General features: G+C 64.8%; 15 protein-coding genes. 4 read left to right on the plus strand and 11 right to left on the minus strand.

Annotated elements, in window-relative coordinates; genetic code table 11:
- Nucleotides 1–112: 112 nt before the first annotated feature.
- Complete coding sequence (locus AB0M74_RS03930; RefSeq protein WP_364901344.1) at nucleotides 113–733, plus strand: CAP domain-containing protein; 621 nt, start codon at nucleotides 113–115, stop codon at nucleotides 731–733.
- A 12-nt stretch (nucleotides 734–745) separates the two neighbouring features.
- Here AB0M74_RS03930 and AB0M74_RS03935 read toward each other — a convergent pair whose 3' ends face one another.
- The 3 genes from AB0M74_RS03935 to AB0M74_RS03945 form a co-directional block, all read right to left on the minus strand.
- Nucleotides 746–1,213 (minus strand): hypothetical protein, encoded by a 468-nt coding sequence (locus tag AB0M74_RS03935; RefSeq protein ID WP_364901346.1) that lies wholly within the window; start codon nucleotides 1,211–1,213, stop codon nucleotides 746–748.
- A gap of 189 nt (nucleotides 1,214–1,402) precedes the next feature.
- A complete protein-coding gene (locus tag AB0M74_RS03940) occupies nucleotides 1,403–2,518 on the minus strand; it encodes an MAB_1171c family putative transporter (protein WP_364901348.1) in 1,116 nt (371 codons plus the stop codon).
- Between the two features lie 126 nt (nucleotides 2,519–2,644).
- On the minus strand, nucleotides 2,645–3,103 hold the full coding sequence (locus AB0M74_RS03945; protein WP_364901350.1) for a VOC family protein: 459 nt from the start codon (nucleotides 3,101–3,103) through the stop codon (nucleotides 2,645–2,647).
- 673 nt (nucleotides 3,104–3,776) lie between these two features.
- Between AB0M74_RS03945 and AB0M74_RS03950 the strand changes: the two genes are divergently transcribed.
- Nucleotides 3,777–4,618 (plus strand): IS5 family transposase gene (locus AB0M74_RS03950; RefSeq protein ID WP_364901939.1). Its coding sequence is split into 2 segments (ribosomal slippage): nucleotides 3,777–4,457 and nucleotides 4,460–4,618, totalling 840 coding nucleotides; the frame shifts between segments, so codons are not numbered across the junction.
- Between the two features lie 51 nt (nucleotides 4,619–4,669).
- Here AB0M74_RS03950 and AB0M74_RS03955 read toward each other — a convergent pair.
- From AB0M74_RS03955 to AB0M74_RS03975, 5 genes are all read right to left on the minus strand, one after another.
- Nucleotides 4,670–5,221 (minus strand): hypothetical protein, encoded by a 552-nt coding sequence (locus AB0M74_RS03955; RefSeq protein ID WP_364901352.1) that lies wholly within the window; start codon nucleotides 5,219–5,221, stop codon nucleotides 4,670–4,672.
- Between the two features lie 315 nt (nucleotides 5,222–5,536).
- Nucleotides 5,537–6,787, minus strand: a complete 1,251-nt coding sequence (locus tag AB0M74_RS03960) for a cytochrome P450 (protein WP_364901354.1) — start codon at nucleotides 6,785–6,787, stop codon at nucleotides 5,537–5,539.
- A gap of 546 nt (nucleotides 6,788–7,333) precedes the next feature.
- On the minus strand, nucleotides 7,334–9,121 hold the full coding sequence (locus tag AB0M74_RS03965) for a hypothetical protein (RefSeq protein WP_364901356.1): 1,788 nt from the start codon (nucleotides 9,119–9,121) through the stop codon (nucleotides 7,334–7,336).
- A gap of 663 nt (nucleotides 9,122–9,784) precedes the next feature.
- Nucleotides 9,785–10,240 (minus strand): hypothetical protein, encoded by a 456-nt coding sequence (locus AB0M74_RS03970; protein WP_364901358.1) that lies wholly within the window; start codon nucleotides 10,238–10,240, stop codon nucleotides 9,785–9,787.
- A 941-nt stretch (nucleotides 10,241–11,181) separates the two neighbouring features.
- Nucleotides 11,182–11,532: a hypothetical protein gene (locus AB0M74_RS03975; RefSeq protein ID WP_364901360.1), complete on the minus strand. Its 351-nt coding sequence runs from the start codon at nucleotides 11,530–11,532 to the stop codon at nucleotides 11,182–11,184.
- A 61-nt stretch (nucleotides 11,533–11,593) separates the two neighbouring features.
- Here AB0M74_RS03975 and AB0M74_RS03980 point away from each other — a divergent pair, with 61 nt between their 5' ends.
- The gene (locus AB0M74_RS03980) at nucleotides 11,594–12,559 is read left to right on the plus strand and encodes a quinone oxidoreductase (RefSeq protein WP_364901362.1); all 966 of its coding nucleotides are present in this window, start codon (nucleotides 11,594–11,596) and stop codon (nucleotides 12,557–12,559) included.
- 65 nt (nucleotides 12,560–12,624) lie between these two features.
- Here the strand turns inward: AB0M74_RS03980 and AB0M74_RS03985 are convergent, their stop codons facing one another.
- Nucleotides 12,625–13,785, minus strand: coding sequence for a serine hydrolase domain-containing protein (locus tag AB0M74_RS03985; protein ID WP_364901364.1), 1,161 nt, complete (start codon nucleotides 13,783–13,785; stop codon nucleotides 12,625–12,627).
- Between the two features lie 331 nt (nucleotides 13,786–14,116).
- Entirely contained in the window at nucleotides 14,117–14,719 is a 603-nt protein-coding gene (locus AB0M74_RS03990; protein WP_364901366.1) for a TetR/AcrR family transcriptional regulator, read from the minus strand.
- Nucleotides 14,720–14,806: 87 nt separating this feature from the next.
- Between AB0M74_RS03990 and AB0M74_RS03995 the strand changes: the two genes are divergently transcribed.
- Nucleotides 14,807–16,279: an FAD-dependent monooxygenase gene (locus AB0M74_RS03995; protein ID WP_364901368.1), complete on the plus strand. Its 1,473-nt coding sequence runs from the start codon at nucleotides 14,807–14,809 to the stop codon at nucleotides 16,277–16,279.
- Between the two features lie 43 nt (nucleotides 16,280–16,322).
- Here AB0M74_RS03995 and AB0M74_RS04000 read toward each other — a convergent pair whose 3' ends face one another.
- Nucleotides 16,323–17,312: a heme o synthase gene (locus AB0M74_RS04000; RefSeq protein WP_364901370.1), complete on the minus strand. Its 990-nt coding sequence runs from the start codon at nucleotides 17,310–17,312 to the stop codon at nucleotides 16,323–16,325.
- Between the last annotated feature and the right edge of the window lie 229 nt (nucleotides 17,313–17,541).

The raw sequence follows: 17,541 nt of genomic DNA on the forward strand, positions 1-17,541 counted from the left end.
AGGCCGGCGGAAACCCCGAGGTGCGCGCCGATGCAGGCGAAGGAGCCGGCGGCTTCGTACGCTGGTTCCGGGTTGATCAGGACGTACCGCTTCGACGGAGAAGGGGCTACACATGATTCACGCCACCGCGGACCGACGTTTCCGCGCGGACAGGTCTCGGCGATCACGGGCCCGTCTCGCGGTCCCCGTACTGTGCGCCGTGCTGCTCGGCGCGCTCGGCGGAGTTCCTGCCTCCGCCGAGGCACGAGAAGTGAAGGAGTGCACCGACACCGGGTTCGTCCAAGAGATGCTGGACGGACTCGATAAAGAACGATCGCACCACGGAGTCCCCGCGCTGAAGGTCAGCCAGGAGCTGGCGAACTACGCGAAGACGCGCGCCATGTTCCACGCACAGAACGGCTCGTTGTCCCACAAAGAACTGGATACGAGGTATGGCGAAAGCGTATTCCTGGCCAGCAGCGACGACTCCAGGCCGACTCCCGCCGGCGATGCCGTCACGCATTGGAAGAATGAGCAAGAGCGCTACGAATACGACGCTGACGGCCCGGCGCCGGGGACCGAGAATTTCACACAGATGGTGTGGAAGGCCAGTACCGCAGTCGGTGTCGGCCGCGCCTGCGTGCTGGCACCAGAATCCGAGGATCCGGGCTGGACCTACATCGTGGCGATTTATCGGTTACGCGGCAATATCCCCGGTGCATACCATGACAACGTATTGCGGGGAACCGACTAGCGAGGCAAGTAGTCATGAACGAATCGCGTAAGTCATGTCGATCGGATCGACTACCACCGCGAACCGATCACCGACCTCCCAGGCTGGGTCCCGAGTATTGCGCTCGCAGTCGGCGTCGAAGGTGTCGAAGCCCGGCCCACTGATCCGTACGGTCAGTTCAGCAACTTCATCCGCTTCACCGCTGATGTGCATCCCGTCGACGGCGATGATCTCGGCCGTCCCGACGACTCCGGCCGCTTCGAACCGTTTGGCCGAACGCCGCCAATCGACGACGCTGACCGCGAGCCCGAGCCCGAGCGGCACGGTGAAGATGCCGGGGCACAAACCATCGGCCCAGGAATCTCCGGTCACGGCGAAGAGCGGCCCGGTGCGCATCAGTCCCACGGCGGCGCAGTATCCGAATGCCCCGCACACCGGCCCAATGGGTTCGACCTGCCTCGGTTCGATCTTCTCGGGCTTCTCGCCTCTGCGCCGCCGCACCTTCGCACCCTGCCACAGTGAGTGCCGGGCAGTGGAACTTTCGCGGCCGGAATTCGGCAGCTTGCGACACTACGCCGGCCATCGGCGAACCGTCTACCTCTAGGTCGAACTGTCGCGAAATGATCTGAAACGCGAGGGGAGATACACCCTATGGCGTCCGGCGATCCATCCGCGCTCTGCCCGATCGGCTCATTCCACCGCGGCCTTGGCCCGCGGCCAGATGCGGGCCAGGTCGATCAGGTGCGCGAGCTCGGCGTCGAAATCGTGGGCGACCACGGGCAATAGCGATGGGGCGCCGGTACCGGCGGGCGGTAGGCCAGCCCTTCTGGCCTGCACCGCCCGTACCAGCCGATGGGCGTAATCGGCAATCCCCCGGTCGGATTCGGACGCTCGCACAGTATTACGTTGCGTTTCATCGGCTTCGGCCGGGAGGTAAGCGCCCAGGTGGAGCATCGCGTCGCGGATCTCCACAGTCATCCGCAGCAGACGGGTGACCGGATCCGAACCGTGTCGCGCGTCGACGGGCATGACGATCTCCGGAACCGCCGCGGTGAGATCACGCCACAGCGGCAATAGCTGACGGCAGGTTCTGGTGGCGCGATCCATACCTGCTCGCAGCACCAGCTCCGCGACCAGCGGTATCGCGTGCAGTGTCGCATTGATCGCGACCCACACGGTGAACGCAGCGTGGACCAGTGACAGTTGTGGTCCGTCGGGCCATTCAGTGGCCAACTGGGACAGCGATAGTGCATGCGCACCGCAGATAACGACGTTGCTGCCGATCAAACCGATACACACGATTCGCGCCGCGCGCGGGGTATCGACATGGCGGAGTGCGCCGAGGCAGATGCGATTGATCACGAACGTGTTGTAGGTGACGGCGAAGGCACAGCCGATGACCAGTCCGACCCCCGTGAGGTGCAGGTCGACCGATTGTCCTGCATATCTCGCCGATGCCGCGACCAAGACTATCGAGGCTGTCGCGGCCAGGGCGAGGAGAGCGGCGTTGCGCTGGTAGCGCCACACGGCGTCCGGCTCGGAGTCGGCCTCGGCGAGCCGACCGACGCTGTACAGGTATGTGGTGTTCATGAGAATACAAACCAGGGCAAGCTGATTCGCCGGGTCATCGATGGTCGGCGTCGATGCGCACCGGAATATCAGCAGGGTCGCGATGCTCCACAGGCCCATGTGGTTTACGAGCCGATCGACAACAGCTTGGCCGCCGAACCATAACCGAGCCGACAGCAGAACCGTGACGTAGCCGATCACTGCCCAGGCCACGACTCCCGGTATCGGTGACGACATCGATGCATCCTCTTGGTCCGGCGGAACTCGTCCCCGTCGGAGGATACTGCCGCCTCGGCCGCAGTACCGCGCGGACACCGTGCCAAATGTCAGTAAAGCCGTGCACCTCCGATGGACCCTGTCGACCTATCCGCCGTAGAATTTCTTGGCACGCTCCTGGATTTCTTCGATCGACAGGTCCTCTTTGTGGGTGCAGACAATCCAGACGTGGCCGAACGGGTCGACCAGTGTCCCGCTGCGGTCACCGTAGAACAGATCACTCACTGCGCTGAATTCTCGGGCACCCAGCTCCAGCGCCCGAGCGAAGTGCTTGTCGACGTCCTCGACGTACAGCCGCAGACCAACTGATGCCCGGGACTGCGCTGGGCTCGCCAGCGGATGCCCCTCGGAGGGCTCGGTGAGAACCAGCGAAGAATCGCCGATCCTCAGCTCCGCGTGATCAATGCGACCGCTCGGTGATTCCCCCCGGTAAAGCTCGACGGCATCAAAAGCCTTCTTGTAGAACTCGATTGCCGACCGCGCATCGCCGACTGCCAAGTACACGGTGATGCCGTGTTGCCCGTGGGGAATCGGATCAACCGCCATGGGGACTCCTTCTTCGGTTCCGGTTGTTCGGGTGGAGCTCACGCTTGCGGTGATCTTGCCAGAACCCCTCCGCACCAATCATTTCCAACCTCCAGGCTTCGCCGGCGGTTCGTCCACACCCAAGTGTTGGCTCAGCGGAGATGTCCTGGGCACCCTGGATGACGGGGGCGGGGGCTCGCAGTGATGATGCGCGGAGCGGGGCGGCGTATGCCGCCACCCGACCCACGGAACCGATCTCGCTCCACGAGCGGCGCGCGCCGAGCGTCTGCGCTGCGGTTCGTCGTTACTGGTGCACGATGAATTGCCCGAGCCCGCTTAGTCATGCCCAGTCCACACGTAGTCCGCCGAGAATATCGGGCAGGGCAGTGCTTATCTGAGGCGGCGACCATCGTCGGCGGGTGGCCTGCCGGGGCGGTGGCGGTATCGGCTCGGCGGATACTCGGGCCGCCTGGCGGGTTGACATCTAGGTGCTCGGCGCGCACCAGGTACGAGATGCGTTCCAGGGCGTACGCCGCCCTGGCTGACACGACTAGCCTCTGTTTTGAAAGTGGTTGTGGTGGGTGCCGTCAGCGGGTTCGCCAGGTGTTGTGGGTGAATAGCGTTGTCTGTGTGGGCGTGTCGGTGCCGATGTGAGGCGAGGTCTCCGGTAGATGGGTATGCGACCAAGCATTACCTGACAACCGGAGACCTCGTGACCAGGGTAGCGGTGACGAGGCGGGCGGATCGGACCGACGCGCAGTGGGCGCGGTTGGAGCCGTTGCTGCCTCGTGGGCGGAGGACGGGGCGTCCGCCGAAGTGGACGAAACGGCAGCTCATCGATGGGATTCGGTGGCGTGCCCGGGTGGGGTCGCCGTGGCGGGACGTGCCGGAGTGTTACGGGCCGTGGCAGACGGTGTACGGACTGTTCCGCCGCTGGCAGCGCGCTGGAGTGTGGGCGGTGATCTGGAAAATGCTGCAGGTGTGCGCCGACGCCTCCGGCCGCATCGTCTGGACCGTGAGCGTCGATTCCACGATCGCTCGTGCGCATCGGCACGCTGCCGGTGCCCGTCGCGACAGCGGCAGGCAGAGTGAGCCACCGGGCGGGGTCGAGGACGAGCCCGCCGATCACGCGCTCGGACGGTCTCGTGGCGGGTGGACGACCAAGACTCATCTGGCGTGTGAGCAGGGCCGTAAGGTGCTGCCGCGCCTGGGTTTGGGGCAACCGCGGACCCGGCCCGAGGAGGTGCTGGCCGACAAGGCCTACAGCTCCCGCGCCAACCGCGCCTACCTGCGCCGGCGTGGAATCACTGCGACGATCCCGATCAAAGCCGACCAGGCCGCCAACCGCAGGAACAAGGGCTCCGCCGGCGGTCGGCGGTCGACCCGCAACGCTACAAGCAGCGTCACGCCGTCGAATGCGGCATCGGTCAGCTGAAGGAAAACCGTACGATGGCAACCAGATACGACAAACTCACCGTCCGCTACTTGGCCATCGTCCAGATCACTGCCATCAACCAATGGCTCCGACACGGGTGAGGGCGGGCATTCGATCGCTCACCGTTCATAACACGGGTAGAGCCGACACCGTCAGAAACTGTTCCATTCGTCGCGTGGGATGGACCCCTCGCTTGTGTCGCAGCAGCGTTCGGCCCAGTCCTGCGCCACGAACACCGGTCGGGTGAGCACGGTGTCGCCTGCTCGCTGCGCCCGGATCACCAATCCGAGCAATTCCGAGCCGGGGTCTGCCTGCTGCGAATAGCACGGCGGGGCGCCCTGCGTGGTGGCGTAGTCGAGGAACTGGTCTTCTAGCCGGGACGGCACCTGCGCCACCAGCCGTATCCCCGCCAAGGTCACCTGCGGACCAGAAAGGGCATGCACGACAACACATGCCAAGCCGACCGTGTCGTCGAAATAGGTAGTGACGGCCGGCTTGAACGGCTTCATCCCGGCAAGTTCGAACTCGATCCGGGACTCTCCACCGAAATAGCCCCTCGAGACATGACTCGTGAGGATTCCGTCCACGGCTTCTCTGACCTGCGCAGGGGCCATACCGAACTGCAATGGCCCAACGTTCACGAACGGAGTGAAGGTCCACTGCGGGCGCCGCGCCTCGTCCAGGACATCCCACACACCCGTCATCACCACGACCCTACATCCGGTCGAAACGCCGACACAGATGAGGGCGGGCACTGCCTGCCCTCACCCACTTTCAAAACAGAGGCTAGTTCGAGGGGCTGTCGATGGTCGGTCCCGCGGCGAACACGGCTGTCGTCGCCGGCCGTTCGGCGGTCGCCGTGGCCGGCTCGATGGCGTCCGAGTACGGCCCGACGCGAATCCTGCCGATTCGTAGGTGCCGCTGCTCAGGCCGGCCGCGATCGAGCCACGAACCGCCGCAGGGCAACTCGTCCGAGACGCCGCACGCCGCAACCGGTCGGCCGGAGTGGAGCTACACCTTCAGAGATCCAACGGAGGAGAAGGCGGGAACACAACCGGCAACGTTGTCAATGCTCGGTGGAATGGGCCAGGGCGCCACACGAGCTCCTCTTTGGGAACCGCTAATTTCAGTTCCGGGAGGATGTCCAAAAGTTGATCGATGACGTCTTGCGCGAGCAGAAGCCCGTACGGCCGGGCGTGAGCGGGGCAGGCGTGCGGACCGGTGCTGAACGCCAGATTCCATCCGTTGTCCAGGAATTCGCCTGTGTTCATCTCTGGATCCGTATTGCAGGCGGCCATACTGATGATGACCGGCTGATTCGCAGGCAGCCACACCCCCTCGATCAGAATCGGCTGGCGAGGATAAGTAATGCAGTAGTTCGCCATTGGCGGGTCGGTTGCCAGCCGCTCTTCGAGAGCGGTCTTGGTCGACAAGGGAACGTTGTTGTCATCGCTGGTAAAGCGGGTATCGGTCAGCATCAACAGCAGGGTGTTGGCGACGAGGTTCAGTGGCGGTTCGACACCGGCCGCGAACAGCAGGACCAGCTGATGCACCATCTCCTCGTCGGACAGCCCGGCCGGATGCTGGACCAGTCTCGTTGTGACGTCGTCAGCCGGGTGCACACGCTTCAGAGTGGTGAGGTCGAGCAATGCTTGACCCATAATCGCGTTCACCGTTTCGGTATCCACACCGTCGAACATCGCAGCACTGGCCTGTGCGACCCGCTCACCGATTTCCGGTGGACAGCCGAGTACCTGGCAGAAGACCGAGAAGACCAGCGGGAGGACGTACTGGTTCAATACATCGGCGCTCCCGTCCCTGCAGAACGTGTTGACGATCGGGATGGCGGACCTCGCCACGATGGATCGCAGGGAGTTCAGGTCCATTCCGGCCAAGGCATCGTTCAGGGCATTGCGGTAGCGAGCGTGCTCCGCACCGCTGGTACGTATTGCGTTGGGGCGGTATTCGATCATCGGCATGATCGGGATATCGGCAGGTACGGACCGCTGCCAGGTACTCGGATCGGCTGGAAAACGGTCGGAGTCGTTGAGAATGCCCACGGCAGTGCGATATTTGATAACCAGGGTTGCAGGTATTCCTGGCCACATCTCGACCGGCACCAGCGGTCCGTAGTCACTACGCATCTGGCGGTAGGCCCCGTGGGGATCGGCCGCAAATTCTGCACTGTAGATCGGGATTCGAGGACCTATGAACTCGATCGACGACATCGAGTCGGCGGAAGCACCCTGATGCGTGTGCTGCGGATACACGTAGTCTCCTTGATTTAGGCTGCCGCAGCATAGTACCCAAGGCGAGGGCCGAGCGAAGTCTGCCGGGTCGCTATGTTGTTCCCTGTCAACAGGATTCCGCCACCGGGGGTGGTTTCGGCCTCACATCGCCAGGTCTTGTGTACCGCCTGCCGGCCGGCGTTGCCGCGGCAGGATGTTGCCGAGCTGGTGCGGTGTGGCTACTTCGATCAGAAGAGTAGCCTCGACGTGGTCTGTGGTCGGTTCCCCCGTACAAGATCCCGCCGTCATCGACGAGCGAATCGACGTGCGTCCGACCGCAAATCCGAAGCCTCGGAACATGGCTGCGCGAATACCCCCGTGTCGAAATCGTCGGGTGCGACGTGGAGGGGAACGTTGTCGCCACCTTGTGGCAGATCAACAATCAGATCGCCATCGCCTTTTGCACACTTACCTGTGGACTCCTACGATCCAGCGCCCGCCACGGCAGCCCTGGCCGGCAAGCTCCGCGACGGCGCCCTGGGTAGGACACCCCCGCCGGGGCGCCCTACCCATACCTACCTTGCAGGATCAGTGACCGCGCGGGTCGTGGCAGCGAGAATCCCACGCCGCGGGCAGATCCCCGGAAAGTACCGGTGCGCCGAGGATCTCGTCATCGAGGCCGAACGCATCCAGCAGTGCGGGCAGGTGGTCGGCGAGGTTGTCGATGGCTTGCGGGAGCAGCCCACCGCGGAGCTGCTGCTTCACGGCCTTGACGGCAGCGATGTCGAGCAGACCGTGGGTGAGATACCACGCAGACTCTTTGTTGATCTGTTCCAGAGCGAAAACGTCACGCAGGGCGGCGATCTCGGGATGGTGTTCGGCGTGTTCGTCGAGCAGCCGCAGGGCCTGCTCGGCGCAGTAGGCCTCGGCGAGCTCGAGCGCGTCCGGAATGACCTCCAGCCGAGCGTTCAGTGCTGGGTTGCCAAGGTGCGGTCGGGCCTCTTGCGCGATCGTCAGCGTGCGGGCGTGGAGCAAGCGCGCGCGGTCGCCGGGGTCGGCGGGATCGTGGAGAGCGGGTTCGGGTGGCGGCGTGCCGACGAGCTGTTTGGCCAGTACGCGACCGGCGACGGACCCGAGAACGAAAGTGTCACCCTCGCCGGTGATAGCGGCATGACAGACTCCCAGATAGTTGGCGACCCGGTTGGCGCTGAACATCCCTTGCGCAGCCATTTTGGTGCGACAGTCGGTGACCGTCTCCAACGCGTGCTCCTGGATGAAATACTTGGCCAACATCACCGACACGACGGTGTCGCGAGCGGTGAGATCGGCACCCGCGAGGAAGGTCTTGACCGCGTTGCCGTAAATGGTCCGAGCGACAGTGCCGGCCAGGTCGGTGAGCAGGGTGTCGCGCACGTGCGGGATATCGACCATGAAGGTGCTGTCGACAGGCGTCAACGGCACTACCCGCTTGGCGGCGTAGCGCAGAGCGATGTAGAGCGAGGCGCGGGCCGAAGCGTTCAAGCAGGACGAAAGCGCCAAGCGCCCGACGGTCAGTTGGCTGATCGCCGAGGCGAACGCCCGCTTCCGGCTGTCCTCGTCGTGCCAGGTGAGCACACCCTCATCATCGATGGTGGCCAGGTCGTTGCTCAGCCAGGCAGCGCGCTCGACCCGGAGATTATCGAAGCTGATGACCGAGTTGTCCATAATGACCAGCGGCTGATGGTCGAGTTGGGTGATCGTCACGCCGGGGGCCGGGTCGCCGTTGGCGTCGCGTAGTCGCGCCGCGAACAGGTGCACGCCCTGATCGACGCCCGCCGCGTCGATGAACCGTGCGCCGATGACGCAGACCCGAGCAACCGGGATACCTACGGACGGCATAAATTTCCGCGCCAGCGGGTCCGGGGTGTTGAGCACGAACCCCGCACCATCCCAGGTCGCGGTGGTCTGCATGAATCCGATGTTGGAGCCACACCCGTACTCGGTCAGCAGCATGACGCCGACGCTGGTGGCGTCATCCAGGTCCTGTAGATACTGCTCGGCGGAGTCGGAGTCGGTCAGGGTGGCCAGGCTGCCCGATGCCAGGTTGTAGTGGCCGGAGATCAGCGGGATCAGGTCGGTCGCCAGCACCGCGGACCAGTCGAACACCGCGAACAGCTTGGGCAGATCGGTCGCGACGGCGCGTGTACTGCCGATCTCCTTGACCAGATTCCGCAGCTGGTCATACGCGTTCTCCCGCCGCTGCTCCTGGCTCTGCTTGTCTGTGACGGCGAAGTCCGGGTTGGTCAGAATCTGCTGCAGCTGCTGGTGGAACTCTAAGTCGCCGTGCCGAAGAAGCTCTGCCAGCGATGTGCGTTCCTCATACCCGTGCGTAACCATAACCGCTCCTACTCATTTCCGATCCCAGCGGTTACTCATCCACCGTTGGGCATACCTGAGGCTATCGCTGCCGAACTTCGACGCACCGGAGCCGGCAGTTACCGCACGTTCGCGCGGATACGGCCGAGGACCGAGACATGGGAGCCGGACGATCACCTGTCAAAAGCTCAATGCACCACACACCTTCACGTGAGGTTCCGTTCCACCACCTGGCGACCAAGTTTCGCGTTCCGCACCGCGCCGCTGAGTCAACGCGCGGCCCGAGCGAAATTTGCACGTCTCCGAGTGTATCGATTGTTCGCGAGTTCTCAACTGGGAGAATGCATTTCGGCGTTTGCCGGAACCATGGACAAGGATCGTCGAAGTACCCGCATCGGAGTCACGCGGCGCAAACGGCCGTCACCCGAAAGCGTTGGGCGCCAAGGGGTATAGCCACAGACAGCACAGAATCTGGTGCAGGGGGGAAATATTCAGCGATCCAGGGAGGCCACAACGAAGGAGGTGGGCCTTGCCGAGGGTGCGGGCAGCATTCGTCGGTCTCGCCTGTTCATCACCACCCTCTCCCAGCAAACCCAGAGTACTGCCACGCATCGGGCCGAATGATGGGTTCAGGCCGAATCCGTGCGGCAGGCAACCACTTCGGCGTTCGCACGGACACGTCCTTCACACGCGATTCAAAGGTGGGGATGGAGGGAAGATCACCGGCAGCGCCTCTAATGCGCGGTGGAAACCCCCCGGGCGCCACTGCAACTGCCCGGCAGGCACCGCCAACCGGATTTCGGGCAGCGCATCGAGCAACTGGTCGAGCGCTTCCTGGACGATGACCATCGCCAGCGACTTGGCCGGGCATGCACGGGAACCAGCGCCCCACGCCAGATGCGAACGGTTCCCGGTGCGATCACCAGCCACCGCCGCAGGATCGTTGTTGCATGCCGCCAGACTGATCACGATCGGTTGATGCGCAGGCAACAGCACATCGCCGAGAAGTTGTGGACGCTGCGGAAAACTGAAGCAGGAGTTCGCCAGCGGCGGATCGGCGAACAACACCTCATCGATCGCGTCCCGAGTGGACAGCACTCCGGTCAGGAGCTCGCTCTGGAACTCGTCATCGATCACCATCAACAGCAACGTATTCGAGATCGGACTCGCAGAAACTGTCGAAGGTTCCACATCGGTTCGGTCCCTGCCATGTACAACATGGCTATCTGCTGCACGATCTCCGCATCGTCGCTCTCAGCAGAGTTTCCCACCGGCCGACCTGCTCGGCCAGTACGCGGTCCCGCTCACCGTGCGGGTGCTCAACGATGTGATGGGGTTCTCGCCGGAGGCGGGGGAGAAGCGTTCGCGGCGCTGGTGACGCTGCGCGACGCGGCCGACGCTGCAGCGGCCGAGGCGGGCAATCGGCGGTTCACCTCGGCGATGCTGGAGGCGATTTCGGCCAAGCGGGACTCCGCTGCCGCCGATGTGATCTCGTTTCTCCTGAACCGCTGCCGTTCGTTTCCGATGTGCCTGCCGGGTTGGTCGGACCGGCTGCGGCAGGAGGCGATGGTTGCGCGAACGCCGTTCCGGCGTCGCCGCGGTAGGAATACGACGTCGACCTCCGCCCCGCACCGCAGACGATCTCGCGACCCTACGCGTCGTAGCCGACTCGATCAGCAGCTCACGCGACGACCCAGGCCGCCACCGCTGCTCCGGCATCGCCACCGCGACCGGCGCACGCAGGTCGCCCGGTTGCCGAACCACCACACCCCGGAGCAGCCAGGAACCTGCGCCCCGGCCCGCCCACCGTCGACGACGTTCATCGCACGGTCAACCACCTCATCGAGGCCACCGGTTCGGACCTGCAACCGAGGGTGCGCATTTCAGCCCCGCTTCCGGGCGGAGGAAACGTCGTTGTCTCGATGGTCGCCGAAGTACGGATCTCCTCCGCGCTCCTGGCGCCACCTTCGCAACTGGACCCAGAAGGGCCCGAGACGGGTCGACCACACCCACCTGGCCTGTCCGGACACCGAACTCACGGGCACCCCTTCGCCGAGCCCGAGTATTCGAGGGGACGAACCTCAGGATTCGTTGCGCGCCTTGGGAAAGCGGGTCTGGCGAGCCACCCAGCCTGCCATCTTCGCCCAGTGACCCTTGCGGGGCGTCACGATGGAGGTAAGTTCGCGATTCCATTCGTCGGCTTCGGTGAGGCCGTCGACGGTGGCGATCAGGTTCTTGGCGGTGTCGAGGTCGGGGACGACCTGGTCGCCGAGGATACCGTCGGAGCCGACGAGGGTGACCCGGACGCCGAGGCGGCCGATCGGCTGGAGGACGGCCGTTGCGGAGCCGCCGTGCTCGGCGACGAATCCCTTGACGGAGTCCACTAGGGAGCCCGACAGCTGCACTGGGACGGGGGCGGCAGGAGCACTCATGGGCGTTAGTTTACTGACCGGTACGTTCAGGTCCAGAGGCGATGGGTGTAGAACGGATCTCATGCGCGCGATTCAGGTTTCCGAGCACGGCGGGCCCGAGGTCCTGGAGTTCGTCGAGGTTCCGGATCCGCAGATCGGTCCGGATCAGCTGCTGGTCGATACCGAGGCCATCGGGATCAACTTCATCGACACTTATCTCCGGACCGGGCTATACCCGCAGGCAGTGCCCTATATCCCAGGGGCCGAGGGCACCGGGATCGTGGCCGAGGTCGGCGCTGATGTGACCGAATTCGCCGTCGGCGACCGGGTCGCCTGGGCGGCGGCGCCGGGTAGCTACGCCCAGCGGGTCGCGGTGAACGCTGCGATCGCGGTGGCGGTACCCGACGGGGTGGCTCCGCCGGTCGCCGCGTCGGCCCTGCTGCAGGGTATGACCGCGCACTACCTGATCGAATCTATCTATAAGCCCGAACCCGGCGAGACGGTGCTGGTACACGCCGGCGCGGGTGGTGTCGGCCTGATACTCACTCAGCTGGCAGCCAACCGTGGAGTGCGAGTCATCACCACGGTGTCGTCGGATGCGAAGGAAAAGCTGTCGAGGGAGGCCGGCGCGGTGGAGGTGCTGCGCTACAGCGACGATCTCGCCGAGCAGGTGCGGGCACTCACCGGCGGTGCCGGTGTCGCCGCCGCGTACGACGGGGTGGGCGCTGCGACCTTCGAGGTCAGTCTGGCCTCGTTGCGAATTCGCGGCACGCTCGCGTTGTTCGGCGCCGCCAGTGGACCGGTGCCGCCATTCGATCTACAACGCCTCAATCCCGCGGGCTCCTTGTTCGTCACCCGCCCGACGCTGGTCCACTACACCCGCGATCGCGCCGAATTGCTGTGGCGCGCAGACGATATTCTGTCCGCGATCGCCGACGGCTCGCTGCATGTCAGAATCGGCGGGACCTACCCACTCGCCGAGGCCGCGCAGGCGCACCGCGATCTCGAAGGCCGCAAGACCACCGGCTCTATCGTGCTGCTGCCGTAGGCGAATGCGCGTTACGTGAGCCGTCGCCGCACCACCCCATAGTCACGAGTCTCTACGCACTCCGGCTAAACCGGTCGAAGCGGCGGGCCGGCGAGACCACAGAGCGCCAGGCTCGCGAGCCGAATCATGGTCGTCTGGAACGCTTCGCTCTCCGGCACGAACGCGCCTTCGGTTACGGATATCACCACACTGGCACGACCGTCCGGGCTGCTGAGCATCTCGGACAAATAGCCTGGCATACGGCCTTCGTGCCCTAGACCGGCACAGTCCGAAGAGAAGTCCCATTCGAACAGTCCGAGTCCATACCCCACGCCCGGACTCAGCCGGTGGATGTCCCGCATCTCCTCCATCCGGGCACGCGACAACAGCCGTCCGCCCGCCAGTGCCGTCACAAATTTCGTGAGATCGTCTGTTGTGGAGATGATTTCGCCGGATGCGCCAACCCAGGAGGGGTTGAGCCGGGTGATGTCGAAGAGCTTGCTTTCACCATCTTCGGTATAACGCACGTAGCCGTGCGCGTGCGGCCCGAGAATCTCCATCCCCTGACCCGGCAGCTCGGTGCGCCACAGTCCGAGGGGCAACACGATTCGGAGATTGACCTGCCAGGCGTAGGGCGTCCCGGTGAGCTTCTCGATCAGCAGACCCGCGAGCACGTAGTTGGTGTTGGAATACGACCATCCCGTCCCTGGATCGAACTTCAGCGGTTCGGCGGCTACAAATCGCACTATTTCGTCGGGGAGGTAGGTGCGGTACATGTCGTCGACCAGAAGGGGGTCGGCAGCATCCGCCGGGTCCGAGCTGCGGGTGTGACTACGCAGACCGCTGGTGTGCTGCAAGATCATTCGCACAGTGATCCGGCGATCCAAGTCGAATTGCGGCACGTACCGTGCGATCGGGTCGTCCAGCCCGAGCTTTCCCTCATCGACGAGTTGCAACAGCACCGTCGCGATGAACGTCTTGGTAATGCTGCCCACCCGGAATCGCCCATCCACCGGAACACCTTCCGGGCGGCCGATTTCCGCAACACCGGCGCTCCCGGCCCAGTCACCTGACCGATCGCGCACGCGGAGTTGGACCCCGGCCGCTCCGGCCGCGACGACGTCGTTCATCGCCTGCTGCAGAGCGGCTCGATCTGCTCCGCCGGATTCGGCAACGGCATTCGTGCCCGCCGATCCGGTCAGTGCCACGATCGCCGCGACCGCGACGACCCCCGCACGAATCCTCATGCATCCCCCTCGACGACATCGGTACCACTCACCCTGCCATCCCCACTACCGTAGCGACAAGTGACTTTTCGGCTGTACCAGACCATCCGGCCGTCGCCGCCCGGCCGCGCCTCCGCTATCTGCCGGAGTCATCCGCTATCTGCCGGAGTCGTCGGACAGATGCTGCACGAGAATCGTCTCAGCAATTGCGCCCGCGCAACCCGAGATTCGAATCGATCCAGCAATAGCAGGCCGATCGCAGCGGCGCCACAGCGGAACGCGGCGTCGGCCACGAACAGCATTCACCGCACCGGCCCTACAGCGGCCGATTCTGGTACGCCGCCCATCACAATCAGTAGTCGCGCCCGGTGAGTCCGCGGTAGATGAACTTGGTCAATCCCTCGATGGCCTGCTCGTCGGTCAGCGTGACGGTGCCGTCCTCGACCGCCTGCAACAGCGCCTGCGTCACCAGGAACATCATCGCCAGACTGGCGTCGGTCGTGCTCGGCAGCCGTAAACCCTTGTCGGCGAACCCATCCACGTGGTCGGCGACATCCGCACGCTGTTCGACGCCGAACCGGCCGATCATCCGCGCGAAGTCCTCGCTGACGATCGCCGCCTGGCTCATCGCGCGCAACACGGGCTCGTGCTCGCGAGCGAATTTCCAGTACCCGGCGACGTGGTAGCGCACGCCGTCCGGGTCGCTGAAGTCCGGGTTGTGGTCCGGCCCCTCGGCCCGCACATCCCCGGCGTCGGCCATGTCCTTCAGCAGCGACTGCAGAAGTTCTTCTTTGCTCGCGAAGTGGTTGTAGAACGACCCGGCCGCGCGACCAGCCGCCGCGGTGATGTCGGAGATCTTCGCGTTCAGATAGCCGCGTTCGGCGAAAACCCGCAGCGCAGCGGCCTTCAGCGCCTGCTCGGTTTCCGCGGACTTCTCTCGGCGACTTGTCGACACCGACATCACCTCCTTGACAGCGAAAGGTACCAACTCCGATACTGAACCAACATTCAGTGAATAGCAATTCAGTTCAGGAGAGACATCGTGCAGACCCAGGTACTCATCGCAGGGGCCGGACCCACCGGCCTGACGCTCGCCCTCGAACTGGCCCGCCGCAATATCACCGTGCGCATCGTGGAGCAGACAAGCGAATTCTTCGCGGGCTCCCGAGGGGACGGCATCCAGCCGCGCACCCTGGAGGTGTTCGACGATCTCGGCGTGCTGGACGCGGTGCTGGCCGCAGGCACCCCCACACCGGTCATGCGCGCCTACTTCGGCGGCGAGTTCGTCGGCGAGCGACGGATGAGTGAACCGACCGAGCCGACACCCTCGATCCCCTACCCGAATCTCTGGGTGCTCGGACAATCCAGGACCGAGGGCATCCTGCGGGATCGGTTGGCGGAGTTCGGTGTTCATGTCGAGCTGAGTACCACGCTGGTGTCGTTCGATCAGGACGACGCGGGAGTCACCGTCACGCTCGCACACGACGGCGCCCACGAAACCGTTCGCGCCGGCTATCTGGTCGGGGCCGATGGCGGTCGGAGCACCGTACGCAAAACACTCGACATCCCCTTCGCAGGCACCACGGACGATTCGATTCGAATGCTGCTGGGCGATGTGCGCGCGGATGTGCTCGACCACGAGTACGGCTACTGGTTCGCCGACGCGGAGCGGCCGATGGAGGGAATCGCCATGTCCCCCTTGCCCGGCGGACGGCATTTCCAGTGCGCCACACCGCTCGGCGTTGATGTCGAACCCACCCTCGCGGTCCTGCAAGGGTTTGTCGACCGCTACTCCGGACGCACCGATATCGTCCTGAGCGATCTCACTTGGGCCACTGTGTGGCGGCCGAATATCCGCCTGGCGCAGCGCTTCCGCGAGGGCCGGGTGTTCGTGGCGGGCGACGCCGCGCACGTGCATCCGCCAACCGGCGGACAGGGCTTGAACACCGGCATCCAGGATGCTTACAACCTCGGATGGAAGCTCGCCGCGGCGGTAAACGGCGACCAATCACTACTGGACAGCTACGAATCCGAGCGCCGGACGGTGGCCGCACGGGTGCTCGGCATCAGCAGTGAACTGCTCGACAAACTGGTCGACGGTGACGAAGACGCCATGCACCGTGGCGAGGAAACGCGACAGCTGGATATCAGCTACCGTGATCCGGCCGATCACGGTCCGCTCGTCGCGGGTGATCGCGCGCCCGACGCGCCGCTGAAGGACGCGAACGGGCTGCCGATCCGACTGTTCGACCTTTTCCGCGGACCGCACTCGACGCTGCTGTGTTTCGGAAAAGCCGCAGCGCATTCGAATGAGCCCGGTGTGCACACCTACACGGTGGTGCGTCCGGAAGACGGGGTACCTGCCGGGGCTGCCCCGGAGGCAGATTATGCGGCCGGTGAGACGCCGCCGCGCTACGTCGTGGACGTCGAAGGGCACGCATTCGCGGCGTACCGCGCCGGCGAGGGCACGACGGTGCTGGTCCGACCCGATGGATATCTCGGCCGGCGCAGCTGAACCCGTGAACTCGGCGTATCGGTGTGGACTCGGTGTATCGGCACTAGCCGAAGAAGCTACCGATGGTGTCCCAGCCGAGCACCGAGTCCACCGCAAGACCGCAGAACACGACGGCCAAATAGTTGTTCGACTGCAGGAACAGTCGCAGCGGCTTCACCGACTCGCCCCGGCGAACACCGGAGTACAGCTGGTGAGCCATCAGCAGGAACCACGCCCCGGCCACCAGCGCGACAGCGGTGTAGATCACGCCGGTCGCGGGTGCGAGGGCAAGGGTCGTGAGCACGGTGAGCCAGGTGTAGATGACGATCTGCTTGGTCACCACCTGCTCGGTCGCGACCACCGGCAGCATCGGCACACCGGCCGCGCGATAGTCCTCCTTGTAGCGCATGGCCAGCGCCCAGGTGTGCGGCGGCGTCCAGAAGAAGATCACGCCGAACAGGGCGATCGCGGGCCAGCCGATGTTGCCGGTGACGGCGGACCAGCCGACCAGGGCGGGCATGCAGCCCGCCGCGCCGCCCCACACCACATTCTGTGAGGTACGGCGCTTGAGACCGAGGGTGTAGACGAAAACGTAGAACAGGATGGTCGCGACGACCAGCACACCGCTGAGCAGATTCGCCTGCCACCACAACCAGGCGAACGATCCGAGGCCGAGTACCACACCGAACACGAAGGCGTGCGAGGTGGGCACCGCCGCCCTGGCCAGCGGCCGCTTGGCGGTCCGCTTCATCACCTTGTCGATGTCGGCGTCGGCGACGCAGTTCAACGTGTTCGCGCTTGCCGCGCCCATCCAGCCACCGAACAGCGTCGCGAGGATGAGACGGATGTCGATGGCGCCCCGGTCGGCGAGCAGCATCGTCGGGATAGTCGCGACGAGCAGCAATTCGATGACGCGCGGCTTGGTCAGCGCAATGTAGGCCAGCGGTTTCCGCACCGTCCGCGACAACAGACCAGCACCCGTGAACCGGTCGGCCAGCGCCGTCGCGGAGGAGCCGTGCGCACCATTGCCACCCGGCTGTTGCCCAATCCGCACTATCTCTCCTCGCACGCTGTGCATCGCATCCGGCAATGGAACCAGCAGCGCACGACCTGCACGGCGCGGCTACTACTACAGAGGATGGTAGACCCACGTCGGTGGTGTTCTCGCCATCGCCCCCTCGCGCGGCCGCGCGCAAGGACGGGCGCGACCGGTCGGTACCCGACCCCGAAACGACTCGTTCGACGGTGCGAAACGGCGCCCGCCGCGACCGGAACGCCCGACT

Source organism: Nocardia sp. NPDC051463, from assembly GCF_040681975.1.
Taxonomy (GTDB): domain Bacteria; phylum Actinomycetota; class Actinomycetes; order Mycobacteriales; family Mycobacteriaceae; genus Nocardia.